Here is a 19,865-nt window from a genome sequence, read left to right as displayed (position 1 = left end):
GGAGACTGAGTGATGAATACTGCCATGAGAAGTTACCGTACCTTATCGCTGTGTCTGCTGGTGTTACTGGGGATTGTGGTGCTGTTACAGGGCTGTGCTGTGTCACTGGATAGCTATAAAGATAATACCCCCCGGCTGGAAATGGCCCGGTTTTTCAGCGGCCAGCTGAAAGCGACCGGTGTGGTGGAGGATTACCGTGGCAAAGTTATCCGCCGGTTCAGTGCGGATATTAATGGTTACTGGCAGGGCGATCAGGGGGTGCTGGATGAGCGCTTTTATTTTGCCGACGGTGAAGTACAGAACCGGTGCTGGCAGCTGAGAAAAGAAGATGATGTCTTTACCGGCACGGCTGCCGATGTGGTCGGTGAAGCCCGTGGTCGGGTCGCAGGGAATACGCTGCACTGGCGTTACGTGTTGCGGGTGCCGGTGGGCGGCAGCGAGTGGCAGCTGGCACTGGATGACTGGCTGTATCTGGTGGATGAAAACAACCTGATCAACCGCACCCGGATGAGTAAGTTGGGGCTCGGGGTTGGGCAAATTACACTGCATATCCGCCGGATCAGCGATCAGCCACAGCAACCGGCGGATGCATCCTGCCAACTGACAGCGGAGGCCCTGTGAATACCTTTCAGACACTGCCCTGGGAACGGGTATGGGTAACCGGTGCTGGCCGGGGAATTGGTGCGGCGCTGGCTATACAAATGTGCCGGGCCGGTGTGGATGTGCTGGCCTCGGCCCGTTCGGCAACTGAACTGGAAGCCCTGCAACAGTCTCTGGCGGATGCACCGGGGAAATTATTGATTGAGCCGCTGGATATTTGTCAGCCGGATCAGATCCGCAGTTGTTTCCAGCGCTGGCAGTATGCCGGTACTTTACCCGATTTGGCTGTACTGAATGCCGGTACCCATGATCCGTTTCCGGTTGAGGCATTTAAAGCTCAGCGCTGCCAGGCGCTGTTGAATGTGAATCTGTACGGGACTCTGAACTGTATCGAACCTCTGCTGGCGCATTACTTGCCCCGGCACCGGGGGCACATTGCCGTAATGGCATCGGTCGCCGGTTACCGGGGCCTGCCGACCGCTGCGGCCTATGGTGCCGGTAAGGCAGCGCTGATTAATCTTTGTGAATCTCTGTATCTGGATCTGGCGGACAGCGGGGTCAGAATACAGGTGATTAATCCGGGCTTTGTCCGGACCCCGCTGACCGATAAAAACGATTTCGCTATGCCGGCACTGATGGAGCCGGAAGAGGCGGCCCGGGCAATTATCGGAGGGCTGACGGGCAACCGTTTTGAGATCAGTTTCCCCGGCCGGTTTGTGATCTGGCTGAAATTGCTGCGTGTATTACCCTATAGCTGGTATTTTAAAGCGATCGCTAAAATAACCGGGAGCCCCCCTGAATGACCCCTTTAGCCCGTTATGCAAAGGCGCTCAGTGAACTTACCCCTGATACCGTCAATGCGCTTGCAGGTTTGCTCAGTGAAAACGCTGTGTTCTGTGACCCGTTTAACCGGGTTACCGGCAGGGCTGTTTTTCTGCGGATATTCGAGGATATGTACGGCCGGTTGGAAGATGTCAGTTTTGAAGTGCATCAGTTGGCGGAAACAGAGCAGGGTGGCTTCATCTACTGGACATTCCGTGGTGACAGTAAGCTGACAGGTCTGCTAAGGATTGAGGGCATCAGCCGGGTAGTTCTGGATTCAGAAGGCCGGGTGACGCTGCATGCGGATTACTGGGATGCCAGTGTGCTGCTGGAGCGGTTGCCCCTGCTGGGGCGTGTTATTCGCCGGATTCGCCGTAAGCTGGCCCTGCCTGAGTCTGACAGCCTTTAGATTAAATGCGCTTCGCTTATCCTGACTCAGAGGCAGGGTTGATATCCTGTGAGCTAAAAATATCCTACCGGTCAGAGAGTTACAGATTCACGCCTCTTTCGCTATTAACATAATATCTATAATTAATTTTATATATCGGTTGCTGTTCTCCTAAGCTGATTCTGCCAACAGGGATAGTTTTAAGGAGAGGATCATGACTAAAAAGCTGACCACTGCCACCGGATGTCCGGTCACCGATAATCAGAATGTTATTACCGCAGGCCCGCGGGGCCCTCAGTTACTGCAGGATGTGTGGTTTCTGGAAAAAATGGCCCATTTCGACCGTGAAGTTATACCGGAACGCCGCATGCACGCCAAAGGTTCAGGGGCGTATGGCACCTTTACTGTGACCCATGATATTAGCCGCTATACCCGTGCCAGTATGTTCTCAGAGGTAGGCAAACAGACCGAAATGTTTGCCCGGTTTACCACCGTCGCCGGTGAACGGGGTGCGGCAGATGCAGAACGGGATATTCGCGGCTTTGCGCTGAAGTTTTATACCGAAGAAGGCAACTGGGATCTGGTGGGGAATAATACCCCGGTCTTCTTTATGCGCGACCCGCTGAAGTTTCCGGATCTGAACCATGCGGTGAAACGGGATCCGCGTACCGGCATGCGCAGCCCTCAGAGTAACTGGGATTTCTGGACGTTACTGCCGGAAGCGCTGCATCAGGTAACGATCATAATGAGTGACCGTGGTATACCCGCCTCCTTTCGGCATATGCACGGGTTTGGCAGCCATGCTTTCAGTATGGTGAACGCCGACAATCAGCGTCACTGGGTAAAATTCCATTTCAAAACCTGTCAGGGGATTAAAAATCTGACGGATGAAGAAGCCGCTCAGGTGATCGGACAGGACCGGGAAAGCCATCAGCGTGATCTTTATGAAACCATTGAGAGTGGCGATTATCCCGCCTGGATCATGTATATCCAGGTGATGACTGAAGCGCAGGCTGAACGCAGCCCCTTTAACCCGTTCGATCTGACGAAGATCTGGCCTAAAGGGGAGTATCCGCTGATTGAAGTGGGCCGGATGGAACTGAATGCTAATCCGGAAAACTTTTTTGCTGAGGTTGAGCAGTCGGCCTTTAATCCTGCCAGCGTGGTACCCGGTATCGGTTTTTCGCCGGACAAAATGTTGCAGGGGCGGTTGTTTGCCTACGGTGATGCCCAGCGTTACCGGCTGGGAGTGAATCATCATCAGATTCCGGTGAATGCTCCCCGGTGCCCGGTCAATAGCTACCACCGCGACGGCGCTATGCGGGTGGACGGTAACTATGGCAGTACCATTGCTTATGAACCTAACAGCCTGCAGGAATGGCAGGAACAGCCTGCGTATGCAGAACCGCCGTTGCCGGTTACCGGGGATGCGTCTCGCTGGGATCACCGTACCGATGATGATTATTTCTCTCAGCCCGGTGCGTTGTTCCGGCTGATGAGCCCGGCGCAGCAGCAGGTGTTGTGTGAAAATACCGCCCGGGCGATGGCAGGAACTTCACCGGAGGTACAGCGCCGTCATGTGGCCAATTGTCAGAAAGCGGATCCGGCCTATGGGGCGGGTGTCGCGGAAGCACTTGGTCTGTGCGTCTGCGTTGAATGATGGCAGATAACGTGATGATTCAGGGCATTCATGCTCTGGATCATTGCCCGGAAATCGAGGGAGATATCTTATGAATGTGCTTTATACCGCAGCAGGATTGTTGGCGTTAGGGTTGGGAATTCTGGGGATATTTGTGCCGCTGATGCCCACCACGGTGTTTGTTCTGATCGCCGCCTGGTGTTTTGCAAAATCATCGCCCCGGCTACACGCCAGACTGGCTAACAGTAAAGTATTCGGTGCGATTATCCGGCAATGGGAAAGCCGGCGCTGTATCCCGCAGAAGGCGAGATACGTGGCGACTGCTTCTATGCTGGTTGCCGGCAGTGTTGCTTTTCTGACAATGGACAGTGTGATTCTGAGGTGGATGGTTGTGCTGACGATTGGTCTGAGTATTCTGGCGGTGATGTCCGTTAACGTGTGCCCGGTCATGTCCCGTAACCTGAGGGCCAGCAGTCAGCTAAGCGTTGACAGGAATGGCTGATAGGAATCGATGAGAGGAACCGCTGACAGGGTATCAGCGTGATGCTGCTGTTCCGGTATCCTCAGGGGTGATAACAAACAGGCCTACATCAATGCTGCGGGACAGGAAGCCTCCTTCACAGTAAGTCAGGTAATAACGCCACAGGCGGCGGAATTCATCATCAAAACCGTGCCGGATGATGGCTGGCCATTGTTGTTCGAAACTGTTGCGCCAGAGGTTCAGTGTCCGGGCGTAATCCATGCCGAAAAACTCTTCGTGGTGCAGGGTAAAACCGTGTTTGGCAAAGGTGCTGTGCAGTGCTTCCCGGCTGGGCAGCATGCCCCCCGGAAAGATGTAGCGTTGGATAAAGTCTGCCTGTTTGCGGTAGCTGTGAAAGCGCTGATCATCAATGGTAATCACCTGTAAAACCGCCTTGCCGCCTGGTTTAAGGCTGCGGCGTAATACCCGGAAATATTCATCCCAGTGTTTTTCACCCACGGCTTCAAACATCTCAATGGAGACGATGCCATCGTACTGTTCGTGGAGGTCACGGTAGTCGGTCAGGCTCAGGTGTACATCATCCTGTTTGCCGGCGTTTGCGATGCGGTTTCGGGCCCAGCTTAGTTGTTCTTTTGACAGGGTAATACCGTGAATTCTGAGCTGATGTTCGCAGCTGGCCTGTTCGGCAAAACCGCCCCAGCCGCAGCCGATTTCAAGGACATGCTGATCCTTGCCGGCATCGAGTAAGTCCAGAATACGCCCGTATTTATTATGCTGTGCCTGTTCCAGATCCTCATCAGGATGTTGGAACATTGCCGCTGAGTAACTCATGGTTTTGTCCAGCCAGGGGGCATAAAAATCGTTTCCCAGGTCATAGTGGGCGGCAATATTTTCCCGGCTGCCGGAGCGGCTGTTGTCCCGCCGCAGATGATACAGATTGTCCAGCAGGGTGCTGATCCGGCTGCCCCGGGTCATGCTGCTCAGAAGTGTTTCATTAGCTAGTGCCCAGCGGGTCAGGGCGGTGAGATCATCGCTGTTCCAGTGCCCTTTTACATACGCCTGTGCCCAGCCGCTGACATTGCCGAAAAAGAGGCTTTTCAGCGCCGACCAGTTGTTCAGTCGCAGTGTGGCTGCGGGTGTTTGCTGCTGTCCCGCCTGATATATAAACCCGGAGGGCAGTTGCAGTTCCAACCTGCCCTGCAGGCGGTTTTTAAATCCCCGCAGGTAGCGCAGGAAGAGTTTTTCCTGCCAGTCTGGGGTTTTCACCGGGTGTTTGTATTCACAGGCTTTCATCATGGAAGTCTCCGTTCTGGTCGTACCAGCTGATACTGTTCCGGGGGCCTTTTTCTCTGGGCTGCAGGCTGAGCTTTTTACGCCACAGCCGGAGTGCTTCCCAGTGAATGCCAACCATGACTTTAAGGGTCATCAGTGGGTGGCTGAGAAAGCGTTTTAACAGGGCGGCGTCGCTGAAGGTTTCCTGCTGACCTGCAAATGTCGCTTTGAAGAGCAGCTGTTGCTGCAGGTCGTGTTGGCGAATACCAACGCTGACGGCGCTACCCGGCGGCCGGATGGTAAAACTGTAACGGGTATCCAGCGGCATAAACGGACTGACGTACATTTGTTTGTTGCAGCTGTGCTGTAATTTTTCAGTACTGTCGGCGGGAATCAGGTAAGTGTGACGTTGCCTGAAGGTATTGGTCACTTCATAGAGGATAACCTGTAGCCGGTTATCGGCGTCATAACAGAAATAGACACTCAGTGGGTTAAATACATAGCCAAGAATGCGTGGATAACACAGCAGGCTGATTCGGGTACAGGCATGTGCATAGCCGCGCCGGCTGAGCAGTTTGCGGACGCCGGCTGCTAATTCACCGTTGCCGCTGCCATGGTCTTTTTCAAAAAATGACAGCAGGTTAAAGCGGTTCACCGAAAATAGCCTGAGTTGTTGTAAACGGGGCAGCTCATCAAGATCAATACACAGGGAAAATGTCCGGTAGCTGAAACCGTGCTGTTTTGGCAGCACGCGCTGATGCATGACCTTGCCGGTATAGATCCCTGATTGCAGGGGCTTTGTTTCAGCCATGCCGGCGTACCCCGGCAGCGGTGTATCCGGTCGATGAGGTGTAAATTCGTCCGTTAGCGTCGGGTACAATCCAGGGACGATGTATCCCCCCCAGCTGTTCGGCAACTGCCAGGCCTGCCTGCAGGCCATCTTCATGGAAACCGTATCCGAAGTATGCGCCGCAGAACCAGGTGTTTTGCTGGCCCTGTAATTGCCAGAGTTGTTGCTGGGTCTGCAGGGCCTGCTGATTAAAGACCGGGTGGTCATAAAACTGACTGTGGATAATGGTATCCCGGGCCGGTTCGGTGGGCGGGTTGAGGGATACCAGTATCGGCGTGTCGGTGGGCAATGGCTGAAGCCGGTTCATCCAGTAGGTGACGGCAACTTCCTGTTCCTGCTGCTGACCTTCTGCCAGATAGTTCCAACTTGACCAGACAGCTTTGCGGCGGGGCATCAGGCGGGTGTCCAGATGAAGAAATGCCTGATTGCGCTGATAGGGGAGCTTGCTCAGTAATACCTGTTCTGTCTGGCTGGGTTTGTCCAGCATGGCCAGCGCCTGATCCGAGTGGCAGGCGAGTACTACAGCGTCGAAGTGTTCCTGAGCGCCGTGCAGGTCTTCAATGGTTACCTGGCCCGGTTTACGGATAATACGGTGGATACGGCTGTTTAGCCGGATATCGTCCAGTTCGGCTGTAATTTTGCTGACATACGTCCGGCTGCCACCGACAACGGTTCGCCACTGGGGGCGGTCTTTTACCTGCAGCAGGCCATGGTTTTCACAGAAGCGCATGAAGCTGTCTGCCGGATAATCCAGCATTTGTTCTACCGGCGTTGACCAGATAGCCGCCCCCATAGGCAGTAGGTGCTGATAAATAAAGCGGCTGCTGTAGCCCTGTTCAGCAAGTAACTGACGCAGGCTAAGCTGGCGGATGCGGGCTTCCTGCTGAATCAGCAGGGAGTGACGGTAAAAATGATTAAGGTCTTTCAGCATGTTCCAGAATGATGGCCGGAACAGATTACGTTTCTGGGCGAACAGCCCTGCCAGTCCGGAGCCGGAGTATTCCAGTTCCCCCTGATTCACGGACACCGCGAATGACATTTCAGTTTCACAGTTCGGGACGTTCAGATGATCAAACAGTGCAACCAGGTTGGGATAGTTCACCGGGTTATAAACGATAAAACCGGTATCCACGTCGATCGGCTGGCCGTCCAGATCAAAACTGATGGTGTTGGCGTGGCCGCCCGGGCGGTCATCTTTCTCGAATAGCGTGACCTGATGCTGCCGGTTCAGTAACCATGCGCAGCTCAGCCCGGATATACCGGAACCGATCACAGCGATCTTTTTAGGCTTTATAGCAGATACATTCATGGCTCGGTCCGTTTTGCATCGTGTTGACTGTATCTACGGCATGATGAACAAATCAGATCACGTGATGTTTGATTAAGTAAGCTATGTTATTAATTAATTTGAATATTTTAGCTGTAAATAAGGTGATGTCCGTATCATATCTGCCAGTTTGAGCTATTTTAATGACAACTGATCTGAATAAGCGCCATTGGCGTAGAAGGGATTATGAATCACGAGCAACCGGATAAAACTGTGAATAATGTTGTTGCATTAAAGCCCGCAGATGCACCGGAGTCCGCTTCAGTGAATGACTGGAGCGCATTGCTGGCAGCATTGGGCGAAAAACAGGATAAGCAGCTGTTTGTCAGCCTGTTCGGGCATTTTGCGCCCCGGGTGAAGGCTTACATTTTGCGTCTTGGTCTGGTGGAAAGCGTGGCCGAAGAGCTGATGCAGGAAACCATGCTGCTGATGTGGCGCAAGGCGCATATGTATAAACCTGAAAGGGCAGCAGCCAGCACCTGGATTTTTACCCTGGCGCGGAATCAGAGTATCGACTGGATGCGTAAGCAAAAGTATCCGGAGTATTCGTTTGATGAAACCTTTGACCAGATTGATGAGTCCTCTGAAGATGCCGGTGAGCAGCTGGTGGTGAGTGGCCATTTAGGTGCCATTATCGAAACCTTACCGGAGAATCAGGCGCAGGTGATTTATATGTCATTTTATGAGGGCAGGGCCCACGGTGAGATTGCGGAAAGGCTGGGGATACCCCTGGGCAGCGTCAAGTCCCGAATACGCCTTGCCTGTGAAAAAATTAAAGCCGCCTGGAGGGACGTATGAGTATTCGTCACCATCTTGATGAGGCAACTCTGCTGAGTTATGCAGCCGGCTCTCTGTCGCAGGGCATGGCGCTGGTGGTTGCCTGCCACTTATCAATGTGCCCGCAGTGCCGTGAACGTGCGTCAGTTCAGGAAGCCGTGGGCGGCTCGTTGCTGGAAGGTTTGGCTCCGGCACAGGTATCTGCAGAGACGCTGGATAACCTTTTGGCCATGCTGGATGTGCCGGCTGAAGCCGAGGCCGTGAAGAAGGAGGTTGCCCTGGAAGAAAGAGCCCGGCAAACCGACAGCCGTTTACCTGCTCCGCTGGGGGATTACCTGCCTTATACGCTGGAAGATGTTCCCTGGAAGAAACTGGTGGCCGGTATCAGTTATTACGACCTTGATTGCCAGTCAGGCGGTGTGTCCCGTCTGATGCGCATTGCGCCCGGCAAGAACCTCCTGCCGCATACCCATAAAGGCAATGAGCTGACACTGGTTTTAGAGGGCTCGTTCTGTGATGAAATCGGCCGGTTTGCCCGGGGGGACATTGCAGATCTGGATGAACAGGTTGAGCACCAGCCGCTGGTGGACAGTAATACTGACTGTATCTGCCTGATCGCCACGGATGCGCCGCTTAAATTTACCACCTTACTGGGCCGTCTGGTGCAGCCGGTGACCGGTTTCTGAAGATGCACAGGCTGAACCCCGATAAGTTGCTGCTCAGTAAGTGGACGGCTGTTAAGCCGCAAAACCGCGAGCGGCACTTTATGGTGACAACCTTGTTACGGGATGATGCCGACCGGATAACCGGCTGTGTTCTGCAGGCGGTGATCAGTGGCAATGACTATCCCATCGACTGGCGGGAGCTTAAAAACAACGGGGTCTGGTTGCAGGGTTGGAAATGATTTTCATTGCTCTGCAGAGCAGCCGGACCGGCAGCGACGGGCAAAGCGCCACTTGGCGAAACGCAGATAAACAGACTGCATGACGGATTCCAGCCGCAACAGCCGCACTGCCGATGCCAGATGACGGTAACCCGGCAGATGGTCCCAGATAACCATAAAGGCAGGTGCCCCCCGGTGCAGTGTGCCCTGCTGATCAGCCACATGTAATACCTGCATTGCCTGGCGTTTACTGATGCCGCGTTGTTCAAGCACCTGTGCAGCCTGATGTAAATCCAGCCAGTGTATCCGCCGGGCTTTATCCTGCCGCTGATAGTGACCGATTTCTTTTCGGCACAGCGGGCAGTTGCCATCAAAAAATACCTGAGGTTTGTGCATGCTGAGATCTTCTTGGCAGTTCGGTTAATTGCAGTATACGCAATCCGGAATGAAACAGTTCAGTGATAAGTTGGCAATGATCTGTTTAAGAGGATGTTGCGTATACAGAGCAGTGATTGTCAGCAGGTATTCCTATGGATCAGCCACCTTTTTCACATACTTTCCCACAATACAGCGCCGTCGGTGAACGGGGATTCAGTCTGCCGTCTCAATTGGATGTTTTCTGCTTTTTTCAGGGCGAAACACTGGCGTACGGTATTTTTGAAGATCGCTTTGGCAAGCTGCGGCGCAGTTTCAGAGTCTATATACAGGGCGAAACGGAAGACGACAGGTTACGTCTGACAGAGGATTTTTATTACGCTGATGGCGAAGAGAGTCAGCGGATCTGGCTGATTACGGATGAAGGTGATAACCGGTTTGCAGGCACTGCAGCGGATATTCAGGGACAAGCAGAGGGGGTCCGCCAACAGCATATGCTTTCCTGGCGTTACAGTATGGATTTATTGGTTCACGGACGCCGCTGGCGGGTAGATTTTGATGACCGCATGTATCTGCTGGATGAAAAGATAATGGTGAACCGCGCCCGGGTCAGTAAGTGGGGCATGACCTTAGGCACGGTGAGTATATTTTTCTGCAAACCGTGATGCAGAAAGTCATCCCCGAATTCTGTGGGTAAGTCTGTTTGCAGTCTGCGTATCAATGGCTGTATCCCTTTATGGCCGGGTGTTTCCGGGGACTGGTCAGGGAACAGCCAGAGCGGTAACTGCGGTGGACAGTTAACGTGGAGGATAGTGAATCAGGTTGTGGAAAACCCCTGAGGCGTTGCTAAGATTCCGGTAGCCGTGGGGGCGGTCGGCGGCAAACCGGATTGCATCGCCTTTTGCCAGTTTCTGCCACTGGTCGTCGGCGAATATTTCTACTTCCCCTTCAATGACAACCACGTGTTCGGTGACCCCGGGCTCGTGAGGTTCTGAGTAGCGTTCATAACCGGGCAACAGGGTCAGCTCGAACATTTCAAAACCCAGTGCCGGGTTAAACGGAAACAGGGTGGCGACCAGCATCCGGTCCTGAGTAGGTTGTTCCCGCAGCGCATCAGCATTACGGAATACGGTAGGCGGGCCACTGAGTGCCGGGCCAAGCAGGCCGGACATTGAGAGGTTCAGGCCACTGGCTATTTTCCACAGGGTGGCCAGCGTCGGGCTGGATTCGCCCCGTTCTATCTGCCCCAGCATGGCTTTACTGACCCCGGTGGCTTTGGCGGCTTTATCCAGGCTGAGGTTTCGGTCTTTACGGGCCTTCTTCAGGGCACCGGAGAGGTAGGTATTAACTTCCTGCATATTCATTCTGCTTAATTATGGCTTGTACGTTATAGCGCACAGCTGCTACGCTTGTCTATGTTGTGCGCTATAACGCACGAAAATGTCAGGTAATTAAAACAGATATACCGGGGTGCTTATGCGGCAATGGTTAAACCTTTCCCATATTTCCACAGGCTTTGTGGTGGTGCTGGTGGGCTATTCAAGTTCGGCAATCATCGTGTTTCAGGCTGCGGCGGCGGCAGGTGCTACGGCGGCTGAGCTGAGTTCCTGGCTATGGGCGCTGGGGATTGGTATGGGGGCAACCAGCATCGGTTTGTCGCTGTATTACAAAAAACCGGTGGTTACTGCCTGGTCCACACCGGGGGCGGCGTTGCTGGTGACTGCGCTGGAAGGGCTGAATATGCAGCAGGCGGTGGGAGTGTTTATTTTCAGCTCCGGGCTGATCGCGCTCTGTGGTCTGACCGGGTGGTTTAACCTGATCATGCGTCAGGTGCCGGTGTCACTGGCTGCTGCCATGCTGGGCGGGGTGTTACTGAACTTCGGGCTGGATCTGTTTTTGGCGGCGCAGAGCAGTTTCTGGCTGGTGATAACAATGCTGGGCAGTTATCTGCTGCTAAAACCGGTGTTGCCCCGTTACTGCATTCCGCTGGTGTTATGTGTCGGCATTGCCAGCTGCTGGCTGGCGGGGGAGCTGGCCTGGCAGGGGGTGGCGCTGCAGTTGGCAGCGCCGTTATTCATCATGCCTGAATTTAACCTGACGGCTTTGATCGGCGTGGGGATTCCCCTGTTCGTTGTGACTATGGCCTCGCAGAATGTGCCGGGGGTCGCGGTGATCCGTGCCAATGGTTACGATACGCCGGTTTCGCCCCTGATTTCCACTACCGGGCTCGCGGGGGTTGTGCTGGCACCGCTGGGGGGATTTTCTTATTGTCTGGCGGCGATTACCGCTGCGATCTGTATGAGTGAGGAGGCGGACCCGGATGCCGCTCAGCGCTACCGGAGCTCGGTCTGGGCCGGTGTGTTTTATGTCGTAGCGGGTGTTCTCGGAGCTACTGTCGCGGCGCTGTTTGCGGCATTTCCGCAGGCGTTGATTATGAGCATTGCCGGGCTGGCACTGTTATCCACCATCGCCAACAGCCTGAATACAGCGTTCAGTGATGACCGCCAGCGGGAAGCCGCGATGCTGACCTTCCTGATGACCGCTTCCGGGGTGAGTTTGCTGGGGGTTAGCAGTGCCTTCTGGGGATTGTTGCTGGGGCTGCTGGCGTACCATAGCAGCAAGCTTCGGAAGTTGTACCGGCCGGCTGTTCCGGGGGTGGGTAGCCGGTAAGCTGTCAGGTTGCGGGCAGGTTATCGGCCAGGGCTTCAAGCCCGGGCAGGATCAGGTCCGGTTGCTGCTCCCAGGGGTCAAAAGGCTGTGCCGGATCGCGCTGAATCCAGGCGGCGTGCCAGCCTGCGTGTCGCGCACCGGTAATGTCGAAGGGGTTGCCGGAAATCAGCCAGGTGTGCTGACGGTGGCTGCGGGCGCTGTGCAAAAAGTGCTGATACACAGCGGGACAAGGTTTGAAGCTGCGCACGGCGTCAACACTGATAACCGCTTCAAAGTAACCGTGAATGCCGGCCTGTTGCAGCAGTTCAGTGACCGCTGCTTCCTGGCCGTTCGAGAATGCGTAGAGGCGATGGCCGGCTGTCTGTAAGGCAGTCAGGGAAGGATCTGCGTCTGCGAAGGCCGGTAACCGGGTATAGGCCTGCATCAGCTGTGCCTGCTGCGCCTGAGTGAGGCCGGTTCCGAGCAGATTGTCGGTGTATTGCAGTGCGTCCCGGGTGCAGTGGCTGAACGGTTGGTAGTCCTGCATCAGGCCCCGGCGAAAACTGTATTCAAGCTGCTTATCCCGCCAGCAGCGGGAGAAAGCTTCTGCCTGCGGGCCTATCATTGTCTGTAGTTGCGATACCACGCCTCTGGTATCAATCAGTGTGCCGTAAACATCGAATGCCAGTGTCAGCATATGCGTACCTGCTTTTATGATGATGGCGTCTGCCCGGATACTTACTATAGATCAGATTACTGCCGAAACTGCACCGATTTCAGGCTGATCCGCTCTGTTGCATCAGTGCCTGCTGGCGATACTGCCCCGGAGAAACTCCAACGGCTTTGCGGAATGCCCGGAAGAATGCTGTATCGCTCAGGTAACCTAACTGATCGACAATCTGACCAATGCTCAGATGGTTGTTTTCCAGCAACTGGCAGGCCAGCCGCATCCGCCAGCGGGTCAGGTATTCACCCGGCGGGCAGCCTACGGTGTCTCTGAAGTGTTGGTTAAAGGCAGTGCGGGACATGCCGGCTTCATTGGCCAGGGTTTCGACGCTCCAGCGCTGTTCCGGCTGGCTGTGCATGGCGGTAATTGCCCGTGCCAGCCGGATATCCGACAGCCCGGCAATGACACCGTATTCCAGCAACTGATGTTTCATCAGAAAACGCAGCATATGCACCAGCAGGACTTCCGCCAGCCGGTTAAGGACCGTTTCATGACCGCAGCGGTGCTGCATGCTTTCCAGTAACAGTAATTGCAGGGTGGGATTGAGGGTTTCCCGGGCCTGATCGTCCGCGTGAATCTGTACTACAGGGGGCAGTTTATCGAAAACCGGATTCAGCTGGCTGGGGCCAAAGTCCATGTTACAGCACAGTAGCTGCAGATCTTCGCTCTGGCTGGAAAGCGTCCGGTATTCATCCTGTGTAATCCACAGCAGGTCGCCGCACCGGATGTCTGTTTCCGGGGCTTCATCAATGCTCAGTTGCCCCTGATTAAGGAACAGAATATTAGAGCCTTCCGGTAAGAGCATACCGTGGGGGCCGTACTCGAGCATACCGATTTGCCGGGCGGTCGGCGTGAAAGTCTGTAGCAGCGATGAAAGACGGTCCATAGTGGGTTTGATCCGGTTATGAAAACAAAGCGTTCACTATCTGTGAATACGGTATCGGTACAAAGTGATAGTAAATACGCACAAATTGCATACTAATCGTACATTGTTCGGAGGTAAAGTAGCAGATATCAAAATGTCAGTTTTTTTGGAGAAATAAAATGGTTGTGCTGAAGACCCGTCAGGCTGTGCCGGCGCTGAATGTGGAAACGCTTAAGGGTGCCTGGTCTTTGTCAGATCAGACGCCGGATAATTTTACGATGCTGGTATTTTACCGTGGTCTGCATTGCCCGCTGTGTGCCAAGTATCTGAAAGAACTGGATAAACTGGCCGGTGACTTTGCCGCAGCAGGGGTGTCGGTACTGGCTCTGAGCAGCGATGATAAAGCCCGCACTGAACAGGCGCTGGCGGACTGGGAACTGAAGAATATTAATCTGGGCTACGGCCTGAGCGCTGAACAGGCACAGGCCTGGGGGCTGCACCGTTCTGCCGGCCGTGGTTTAACCTCTATCGGCATTGAAGAGCCGGCTGAATTCAGCGAACCGGGTCTGTTCCTGGTACGCCCGGATAACACCCTGTACTGGGCGCAGATCAGCACTATGCCATTTGCCCGTCCCTTGTTCCGTGAGGTGCTGGGTGCCGTTAACTTCGTGGTGGAAAAGGATTATCCGGCACGTGGTGAGCTGGTGTAAACCGGCGGGCTGGCTGACTGACCGGTAACCCGATCTGCAGTGCTCCGGTGACCGAAACTGAGCTTGTCAGTTCGCCAGCATTTTCTCCCTCTCAAAGCCGCCTGACAGGCGGCTTTTTTTATGTCTGTACACCGCTGATATCGATGGCCGGATCAACCGCAGAGCTGGCGGTCATTCCCCCATCAACACTGAGCAGCTGTCCGCTGATAAAGCCGGCCTGATCGCTGGCCAGCCACAGGCACGCCTGTGCGATTTCCCGGGGTTGGGCCAGCCGCTGTAAGGGGTGGCGGCGGGATACACCCTGCCGGGCGGCTGCGGGATCGGGCTCGGCATCAAAGAATTCAGTCGACATTTCTGTCAGGGTCCAGGTGGGACAAACCGCATTGCAGCGAATGCCGTGTTTACCATGGTCGGTGGCAATGGCCCTGGTTAAACCGTGAGTCCAGGCCTTGGATGCGTTGTAAATGGCCAGTTCATGGTCGGCGGTGATACCGCCAATCGAGCCGATGTTCACAATGGCTCCGCTGCCCTGTTGTCGCATCATCTTTACCGCGCGCCGGCAACACATGAAAGGGGCTCGCATGTTGATGTCACTGAGCCACTGCCAGTCTTCATCTGTGGTGGTGTCGATTGTTTTTGCCAGTTGAACGCCGGCATTGTTGATCAGGACGTCCAGCCCGCCGAAGGCCGTTTCCAGCTGATCGAACAGGGATTTGATCTGTGCGGGGTCTGCCAGATCGGTGGCTATCCAGTGGGCATTTTCATGAGGAAGGTAATCAGGCTTGCTGCGGCTGGCGAGAATACAGCGTGCACCGGCGGCGAGAAACTGCCCGGCGATTGCCGCACCGATACCCTGACTGGCACCGGTAATCAGCACCCGTTTATTGCTGAAATCGTAAGTGGTCTGCTTCATACCTGCTCCTGTGTGCCGCTGGGATTAAGGGGGCTGGCGGTGACTCTTTCGACATGCCTTTTGCGAAAGCTATTTGTCGCCGCTGGCCGGATTGTCAGAATCTGCTCTGCCGGATTTCTGAACGTTAGCAGGCGTCTGTGCATGATAGCAGGACTTTTTTGGTGTGATTACGCCTGATAGCGGAGTGAAGCACCGGCGGATATCCGGCTAACCGGGTAAACGTGCTGCTGTTAACCTTTGTTTTACTTCCACCCCGGGATACTTTGCTGTTCCTGAATATGGGGGTGAGCTATGCGAGTATTAATTACCGGCGGTACATCGGGGATGGGGCAGCAACTGGCTATGCGGCTGTCCGCGGATGGTCATGAGATTGATGTGATTGGCGGAACGGATCAGGTACGGGGAATGAATCTGGTGGCACTGAGCCGTGGCCGGATCCGTTATTACCCGGCTGATCTGGGAAATATCGGTGATATTAAACGGGTTGCTGCGGAATATTTCCATGAATGTAATTCGCTGGACCGGCTGGTGCTGAATGCCGGGGTGTATCAGCGGCAGTCTCTGTTAGATGAAAAAGGTGTGGATAAAGCCTTTGTGGTGAATTACCTGCACCGTTTTATGTTGTTGTTACTGTTGCGGCCTTTATTACTGTGTTCAGAGAATCCCCGGGTGCTGATTAACGGCTGTGCGAATTTCGGCGGCGTTGAGCTGGACAGCAGCATTTTCGGGCGCCGTTATCAGGGCATGAAAGGGATGACAGAGGCGCTGCGGGCGAATGCTTTGCTGGCTTACTGGCTGAATACCGGGGATTACGGAATTGATGTGGATGCCATTAACCCAGGTTATGTGAATACCGGTATGCAGCGGCAGGGTGGGCATCTGATGCGTCTTATGACCCACTGGTTTGCGATCTCACCTCAGCATGCTGCGGAGAAAATCCGGCAGGTGCTGACCGCGCCGGATCTGCCTTCACGCGGGGGGTATTTTAACGGCGTTAAAACAAGCCGGTACCGGCACAGTGTGACCGGCAGACCGGATGATTTTGCTCGTCTGTGGGAGCAAAGCCTGTGTCTGGCTGAGATGCGGGAGCCGGTCTGGGCAGCACCGGTGGATATACAGTTACAGCAGGCGTAGGAGGTTGCTGGTAATTTGTCGGGAGATCCCGGAAAATTGTCGGTGATTATCAGTTGTCTTTAAGGAAAAGCTGCCTTGGCTAATAAAACCGCCATTATTGATTCCGATATGAGTCTGGAGCAGAAGCTTACCGGCCTGTTGTTGTGTGTTGGTCATGAGCGGCATTTGCACATGACCCGGCTGATTCAGCACACCGGTGTGTCACTGCTACAGCTAGGTTTATTGCATGCGCTGGATTATGCACCTGCTGAAGGGCTGACGGTTAATCAGCTCAAAGCACAGATGATTGATGACAGCCCCAATGTTTCCCGGGCGCTGAACAAACTGGTGGCTGCAGGCCTGGCGGTAAAACAGCGCAGCGATACCGATCAGCGGGTGGTGTACCTGAAGATTACTGATGCTGGCCGTCAGACGCATCAGGATGCTGATGCCAGCCTGATGACTATGCAGTTGGGGCTGGATGATGCCGAACAGCAGCAATTGTTTGATCTGTTGAGGAAGCTTTAACCGGGGCATTATCATTTTTTGAAGAGCCTTTTTTAGTTATATTCCATGGATTATAAATCCATGGTAAGTTTGTTGTGTTTATTCTCTGACAGGCTTATCCACATGATTACTCTCTATCATCTTGAAAACTCCCGCTCGGTACGGATTCTCTGGCTTCTGGAGGAAATGGGGCTGGACTATGAACTGCAGCATTTTCAGCGTGAACAGGAAAACAGTATGGCGGAGGCGCGCTTTAAGCAGCTGCATATCCTGGGTAAAGCACCGCTGCTGTCGGATGGTGACCGGATGATTGCTGAGTCCGGCGCGATTATTGAGTATCTGCTGGATACCTACGGTGACAGGGGATTACGGCCGGCCGCCGGAACAGATGCCAGAATCCGTTATAACTACTGGCTGCATGCGGCGGAAGGCAGCATCATGAATGTGAATAGCATGGCACTGTTGCTGAACCGTTTTGATGAGCGGGCGCCATGGCTTTTTAAACCGGTTATCCGCCTGATGACGTCTAAAGCCAGAGCGACCTACACCGGGCCGGTAACCCGCTTGTTATTACAGAGTATGGAGACCGCGCTGCAGCAACAACCGTGGTTTGCGGGAGATGACTTTTCTGCGGCGGATATTCAGATGGGATATACCGTACGTGCACTCCAGACCCGGGGTGGGCTGGATGCTGCTTACCCGGCCTGTCAGCGCTGGATTACGCAAATGGAAGCCCGTCTGGCGTATCAGTCTGCCATGGAGAAAAACGGTGATTTTCAGTTGCTGAAGAGCTGACCCCCGGGGCTGGCGAAAAGTTACTGCGGTCGGAGAATCTATTTAACATTCTTTTTACGATTGCCCTGTTAGTCTACAGCCTGATCGAATGTTCAGGTGTAAACAGTGGCAAATATCAGTGTGCCAGTTGCCGGCGATACCCGGGATCAGACCGACTGTCTGCCGGGCTGTCTGTCGAAAGTCTGCTTCGGGGCAGACTTAACACACAATGGCCCGTTTGTGCTTAACCTGATCAGGACTAAAAATGATAGGGGGCACAATGCTATCTCTGAATAAGTCATTGTTTCGCCAGGTACTGTGTGATCTGGTACAACGTCTGACCGGGGTGTCAGACAATGTTTTTGCCCGGTATACCGGCCGCGAGTGGCTGACACCGCAGGGCATAACATCTTATCCGTCTGAGGCTGGGAAACTTTCTTGCTGTGCTGCGAATACACAGTGGCGCAGTGTGCAGAGTGCCAAAGATGTCTGCAAACCGTCCGGGGGAATCGCCCGGCCAGCCAGATTACCGGACAGTCAGGCGTCTGAGTGTGACACCACGGATTTACGTTTACGTTTAGAAGCGCTGTTCAGCGAATACCAGTCGCAGGCTGAAAGCCGCGATGTGATTTTTACACTGTTCGGCGAGGCCCGTGTTGCTGCGCCGCCGGCACTGGTGGATACATTACTGGTTGCCCTGCTGGATAACGGTCTGAACTTTGCTGAGGAGTTTGTGCAGTTCCGGCTATCTGCCCGGGGATTACAAATGCTGAATCCTGTCAGCGGTTCCGGGGCCGGGCAGGATCTTGATGGTCATGGGCTGGAGGTTGCCCGGCGTATCTGTGAAGGTTGCGGCTGGCAGTTAACCCATGCTTACCGTAAGCAGGTCTTCGTTGTGGATATCTGTTTTACGGCCCCCTCTTTTTAATATTCCTTCAGGCAGCGGTGAGGCTGCCTGGCATTTACTGACAACCTGTTCGGTCGCCTGATGACAAGAGGCTTTGTTATGTCTGAAATAAATCAAAACAGAAATTTAAATAATCAATATAGCTTATTGGTTAAAGTAATTCATTGGCTGATGGCGTTTGGCTTTGTGCTGATGTGGAGCAGCGGTTATCTGATGCATGGCTTTTTTGCCGAAGATTCTGCCGGTGAAGAGTTTATCTTTGCGATGCACATATCCACCGGTGTTTTACTGGTTATGTTACTGATCGCGAGAATTATTGCCCGTGTCCTGATCCGCCCGCCTGCGTTACCGGCAGGCTTTACGGCACTGGATAAGCGGATGGCGCATGCCGGGCATCTGGCGCTGTATATTTTGCCGGCGGTGATTATGACGCTGGGCTGGGCAGAAACGGATTTTGGCGGCCACGGGGTAACGCTGTTTGGGATTCCGATGCCAAAGCTGTTTCCGACCATGGATACCTGGATGGGCATCAAGCTGGAAGATTTTACCTCCGAAAACCATGAAATTCTGGCGTGGACATTTCTGGCGGTAGTGGTCCTGCATGTGGCTGCAGCGGTTAAACACCGCATGGTGGGCCACGATGTGTTGTACCGGATGGGTATCGGTAAAAAGTAAGCAACCGGTTGTGTCTGCAGCAGGGCAGTGGATAATTGCGTTTTTGTTGTTGGAATGAGACGACCATGCGATTACTTCGTCCTGCTGTAAAACCGGAGATGCTGACCGGTGATGGCACTTTGTTTATCCGTAATGCCGCCCGCGGGATCGTGCTGCAGGGGGAGAACATCTTGCTGCTGTATACCGCCAGATATGATGATTACTCTTTGCCCGGTGGTGGTATTGATGAGGGTGAAGACGCTGTTCAGGGGCTGATTCGTGAACTCCGGGAGGAAACCGGTGCAGCGGATGTGACGGATATTCAGCCTTATGGTCAGTATGATGAGTACCGTCCCTGGCATAAGCCGGGATTTGACTGGGTGCTGATGCGCTCCCTGTGTTATCGCTGTGAGCTGGTGGGGGAGCTGGGTGAGCCTCAGCTGGAAAGTCATGAGCTGCAGAACGGGATGCATCCGGTATGGATGAATATTCATGAGGCCATTCGTCATAATGAGGCAATCATTGCCGGCAGCGATAAGAAGGGACAGTCCATTGACCGGGAAACGTTTTTATTAAAGCTGATTGTGTCTGAATTGCTCGACTGATCAGTTATAGCAGGCAAAAAAAAGGCT

At 54.0% G+C, this 19,865-nt stretch carries 25 protein-coding genes; 17 read left to right on the top strand and 8 right to left on the bottom strand.

Features of this window, described 5'->3' with window-relative positions; genetic code table 11:
- Positions 1-12: 12 nt before the first annotated feature.
- The 5 genes from PCI15_RS22175 (at position 13) to PCI15_RS22155 (ending at position 3,951) form a co-directional block, all read left to right on the top strand.
- A complete protein-coding gene (locus PCI15_RS22175; protein WP_271272039.1) occupies positions 13-621 on the top strand; it encodes a DUF3833 domain-containing protein in 609 nt (202 codons plus the stop codon).
- A complete protein-coding gene (locus tag PCI15_RS22170; protein WP_271272038.1) occupies positions 618-1,403 on the top strand; it encodes an SDR family NAD(P)-dependent oxidoreductase in 786 nt (261 codons plus the stop codon). The genes PCI15_RS22175 and PCI15_RS22170 overlap by 4 nt, the downstream gene beginning before the upstream one ends.
- Positions 1,400-1,831, top strand: coding sequence for a nuclear transport factor 2 family protein (locus PCI15_RS22165; protein ID WP_271272037.1), 432 nt, complete (start codon positions 1,400-1,402; stop codon positions 1,829-1,831). Before PCI15_RS22170 ends, PCI15_RS22165 begins: the two co-directional genes overlap by 4 nt.
- Positions 1,832-2,024: 193 nt before the next feature.
- Positions 2,025-3,470, top strand: a complete 1,446-nt coding sequence (locus PCI15_RS22160) for a catalase (RefSeq protein ID WP_271272036.1) — start codon at positions 2,025-2,027, stop codon at positions 3,468-3,470.
- Positions 3,471-3,540: 70 nt separating this feature from the next.
- Positions 3,541-3,951 carry a YbaN family protein gene (locus tag PCI15_RS22155; protein ID WP_271272035.1) on the top strand — a complete coding sequence of 137 codons (411 nt, stop codon included), beginning with the start codon at positions 3,541-3,543 and terminating at the stop codon, positions 3,949-3,951.
- A 33-nt stretch (positions 3,952-3,984) separates the two neighbouring features.
- Here PCI15_RS22155 and PCI15_RS22150 read toward each other — a convergent pair whose 3' ends face one another.
- The 3 genes from PCI15_RS22150 to PCI15_RS22140 are packed head-to-tail and all read right to left on the bottom strand — an operon-like array spanning position 3,985 to position 7,361.
- A complete protein-coding gene (locus tag PCI15_RS22150; RefSeq protein WP_271272034.1) occupies positions 3,985-5,226 on the bottom strand; it encodes an SAM-dependent methyltransferase in 1,242 nt (413 codons plus the stop codon).
- Positions 5,210-6,013 (bottom strand): DUF1365 domain-containing protein, encoded by an 804-nt coding sequence (locus PCI15_RS22145; protein ID WP_271272033.1) that lies wholly within the window; start codon positions 6,011-6,013, stop codon positions 5,210-5,212. Before PCI15_RS22145 ends, PCI15_RS22150 begins: the two co-directional genes overlap by 17 nt.
- Positions 6,006-7,361, bottom strand: a complete 1,356-nt coding sequence (locus tag PCI15_RS22140; protein WP_271272032.1) for an NAD(P)/FAD-dependent oxidoreductase — start codon at positions 7,359-7,361, stop codon at positions 6,006-6,008. The genes PCI15_RS22145 and PCI15_RS22140 overlap by 8 nt, the downstream gene beginning before the upstream one ends.
- Before the next feature lie 204 nt (positions 7,362-7,565).
- Here PCI15_RS22140 and PCI15_RS22135 point away from each other — a divergent pair, with 204 nt between their 5' ends.
- From PCI15_RS22135 to PCI15_RS22125, 3 genes are read left to right on the top strand one after another with little or no spacing between them, the layout of a single operon-like run.
- On the top strand, positions 7,566-8,177 hold the full coding sequence (locus PCI15_RS22135; protein WP_205659592.1) for a sigma-70 family RNA polymerase sigma factor: 612 nt from the start codon (positions 7,566-7,568) through the stop codon (positions 8,175-8,177).
- A complete protein-coding gene (locus PCI15_RS22130) occupies positions 8,174-8,842 on the top strand; it encodes a ChrR family anti-sigma-E factor (RefSeq protein WP_271272031.1) in 669 nt (222 codons plus the stop codon). Before PCI15_RS22135 ends, PCI15_RS22130 begins: the two co-directional genes overlap by 4 nt.
- 2 nt (positions 8,843-8,844) lie before the next feature.
- The gene (locus PCI15_RS22125) at positions 8,845-9,060 is read left to right on the top strand and encodes a TIGR02450 family Trp-rich protein (RefSeq protein WP_271272030.1); all 216 of its coding nucleotides are present in this window, start codon (positions 8,845-8,847) and stop codon (positions 9,058-9,060) included.
- A 3-nt stretch (positions 9,061-9,063) separates the two neighbouring features.
- On the opposite strand, the gene PCI15_RS22120 is transcribed toward PCI15_RS22125, so the two are convergent.
- Positions 9,064-9,435, bottom strand: a complete 372-nt coding sequence (locus PCI15_RS22120) for a thiol-disulfide oxidoreductase DCC family protein (RefSeq protein WP_271272029.1) — start codon at positions 9,433-9,435, stop codon at positions 9,064-9,066.
- 134 nt (positions 9,436-9,569) lie between these two features.
- Here PCI15_RS22120 and PCI15_RS22115 point away from each other — a divergent pair, with 134 nt between their 5' ends.
- Positions 9,570-10,079, top strand: coding sequence for a DUF3833 family protein (locus tag PCI15_RS22115; RefSeq protein WP_271272028.1), 510 nt, complete (start codon positions 9,570-9,572; stop codon positions 10,077-10,079).
- A gap of 132 nt (positions 10,080-10,211) precedes the next feature.
- Here PCI15_RS22115 and PCI15_RS22110 read toward each other — a convergent pair whose 3' ends face one another.
- Positions 10,212-10,772 carry a helix-turn-helix domain-containing protein gene (locus tag PCI15_RS22110; protein ID WP_271272027.1) on the bottom strand — a complete coding sequence of 187 codons (561 nt, stop codon included), beginning with the start codon at positions 10,770-10,772 and terminating at the stop codon, positions 10,212-10,214.
- 118 nt (positions 10,773-10,890) lie between these two features.
- Here PCI15_RS22110 and PCI15_RS22105 point away from each other — a divergent pair, with 118 nt between their 5' ends.
- Positions 10,891-12,084, top strand: a complete 1,194-nt coding sequence (locus PCI15_RS22105; RefSeq protein WP_271272026.1) for a benzoate/H(+) symporter BenE family transporter — start codon at positions 10,891-10,893, stop codon at positions 12,082-12,084.
- A 4-nt stretch (positions 12,085-12,088) separates the two neighbouring features.
- Here PCI15_RS22105 and PCI15_RS22100 read toward each other — a convergent pair whose 3' ends face one another.
- A complete protein-coding gene (locus PCI15_RS22100; protein WP_271272025.1) occupies positions 12,089-12,760 on the bottom strand; it encodes a haloacid dehalogenase type II in 672 nt (223 codons plus the stop codon).
- Between the two features lie 79 nt (positions 12,761-12,839).
- Positions 12,840-13,676 (bottom strand): AraC family transcriptional regulator, encoded by an 837-nt coding sequence (locus PCI15_RS22095; RefSeq protein ID WP_271272024.1) that lies wholly within the window; start codon positions 13,674-13,676, stop codon positions 12,840-12,842.
- Between the two features lie 158 nt (positions 13,677-13,834).
- Between PCI15_RS22095 and PCI15_RS22090 the strand changes: the two genes are divergently transcribed.
- Positions 13,835-14,365, top strand: a complete 531-nt coding sequence (locus PCI15_RS22090) for a peroxiredoxin-like family protein (RefSeq protein ID WP_271272023.1) — start codon at positions 13,835-13,837, stop codon at positions 14,363-14,365.
- A gap of 118 nt (positions 14,366-14,483) precedes the next feature.
- Here the strand turns inward: PCI15_RS22090 and PCI15_RS22085 are convergent, their stop codons facing one another.
- The gene (locus PCI15_RS22085) at positions 14,484-15,278 is read right to left on the bottom strand and encodes an SDR family NAD(P)-dependent oxidoreductase (RefSeq protein WP_271272022.1); all 795 of its coding nucleotides are present in this window, start codon (positions 15,276-15,278) and stop codon (positions 14,484-14,486) included.
- Positions 15,279-15,569: 291 nt separating this feature from the next.
- Here PCI15_RS22085 and PCI15_RS22080 point away from each other — a divergent pair, with 291 nt between their 5' ends.
- The 6 genes from PCI15_RS22080 (at position 15,570) to PCI15_RS22055 (ending at position 19,838) form a co-directional block, all read left to right on the top strand.
- On the top strand, positions 15,570-16,412 hold the full coding sequence (locus PCI15_RS22080) for an SDR family NAD(P)-dependent oxidoreductase (RefSeq protein ID WP_271272021.1): 843 nt from the start codon (positions 15,570-15,572) through the stop codon (positions 16,410-16,412).
- A 75-nt stretch (positions 16,413-16,487) separates the two neighbouring features.
- Entirely contained in the window at positions 16,488-16,919 is a 432-nt protein-coding gene (locus PCI15_RS22075) for a MarR family winged helix-turn-helix transcriptional regulator (RefSeq protein WP_271272020.1), read from the top strand.
- Positions 16,920-17,021: 102 nt separating this feature from the next.
- Positions 17,022-17,693, top strand: coding sequence for a glutathione S-transferase family protein (locus PCI15_RS22070; protein WP_271272019.1), 672 nt, complete (start codon positions 17,022-17,024; stop codon positions 17,691-17,693).
- Between the two features lie 259 nt (positions 17,694-17,952).
- A complete protein-coding gene (locus tag PCI15_RS22065) occupies positions 17,953-18,600 on the top strand; it encodes a hypothetical protein (protein WP_271272018.1) in 648 nt (215 codons plus the stop codon).
- 60 nt (positions 18,601-18,660) lie between these two features.
- Complete coding sequence (locus PCI15_RS22060; protein ID WP_336296722.1) at positions 18,661-19,254, top strand: cytochrome b; 594 nt, start codon at positions 18,661-18,663, stop codon at positions 19,252-19,254.
- 65 nt (positions 19,255-19,319) lie between these two features.
- Positions 19,320-19,838 (top strand): NUDIX hydrolase, encoded by a 519-nt coding sequence (locus PCI15_RS22055; protein ID WP_271272016.1) that lies wholly within the window; start codon positions 19,320-19,322, stop codon positions 19,836-19,838.
- The last annotated feature ends 27 nt before the right edge of the window (positions 19,839-19,865 follow it).

It is taken from the genome of Aliamphritea hakodatensis, from assembly GCF_024347195.1.
Classification (GTDB): Bacteria; Pseudomonadota; Gammaproteobacteria; order Pseudomonadales; family Balneatricaceae; genus Amphritea; species Amphritea hakodatensis.
The sequence above is the reverse complement of the archived record's forward strand: the minus strand, read 5'-3'. Positions and strand labels throughout refer to the sequence as shown.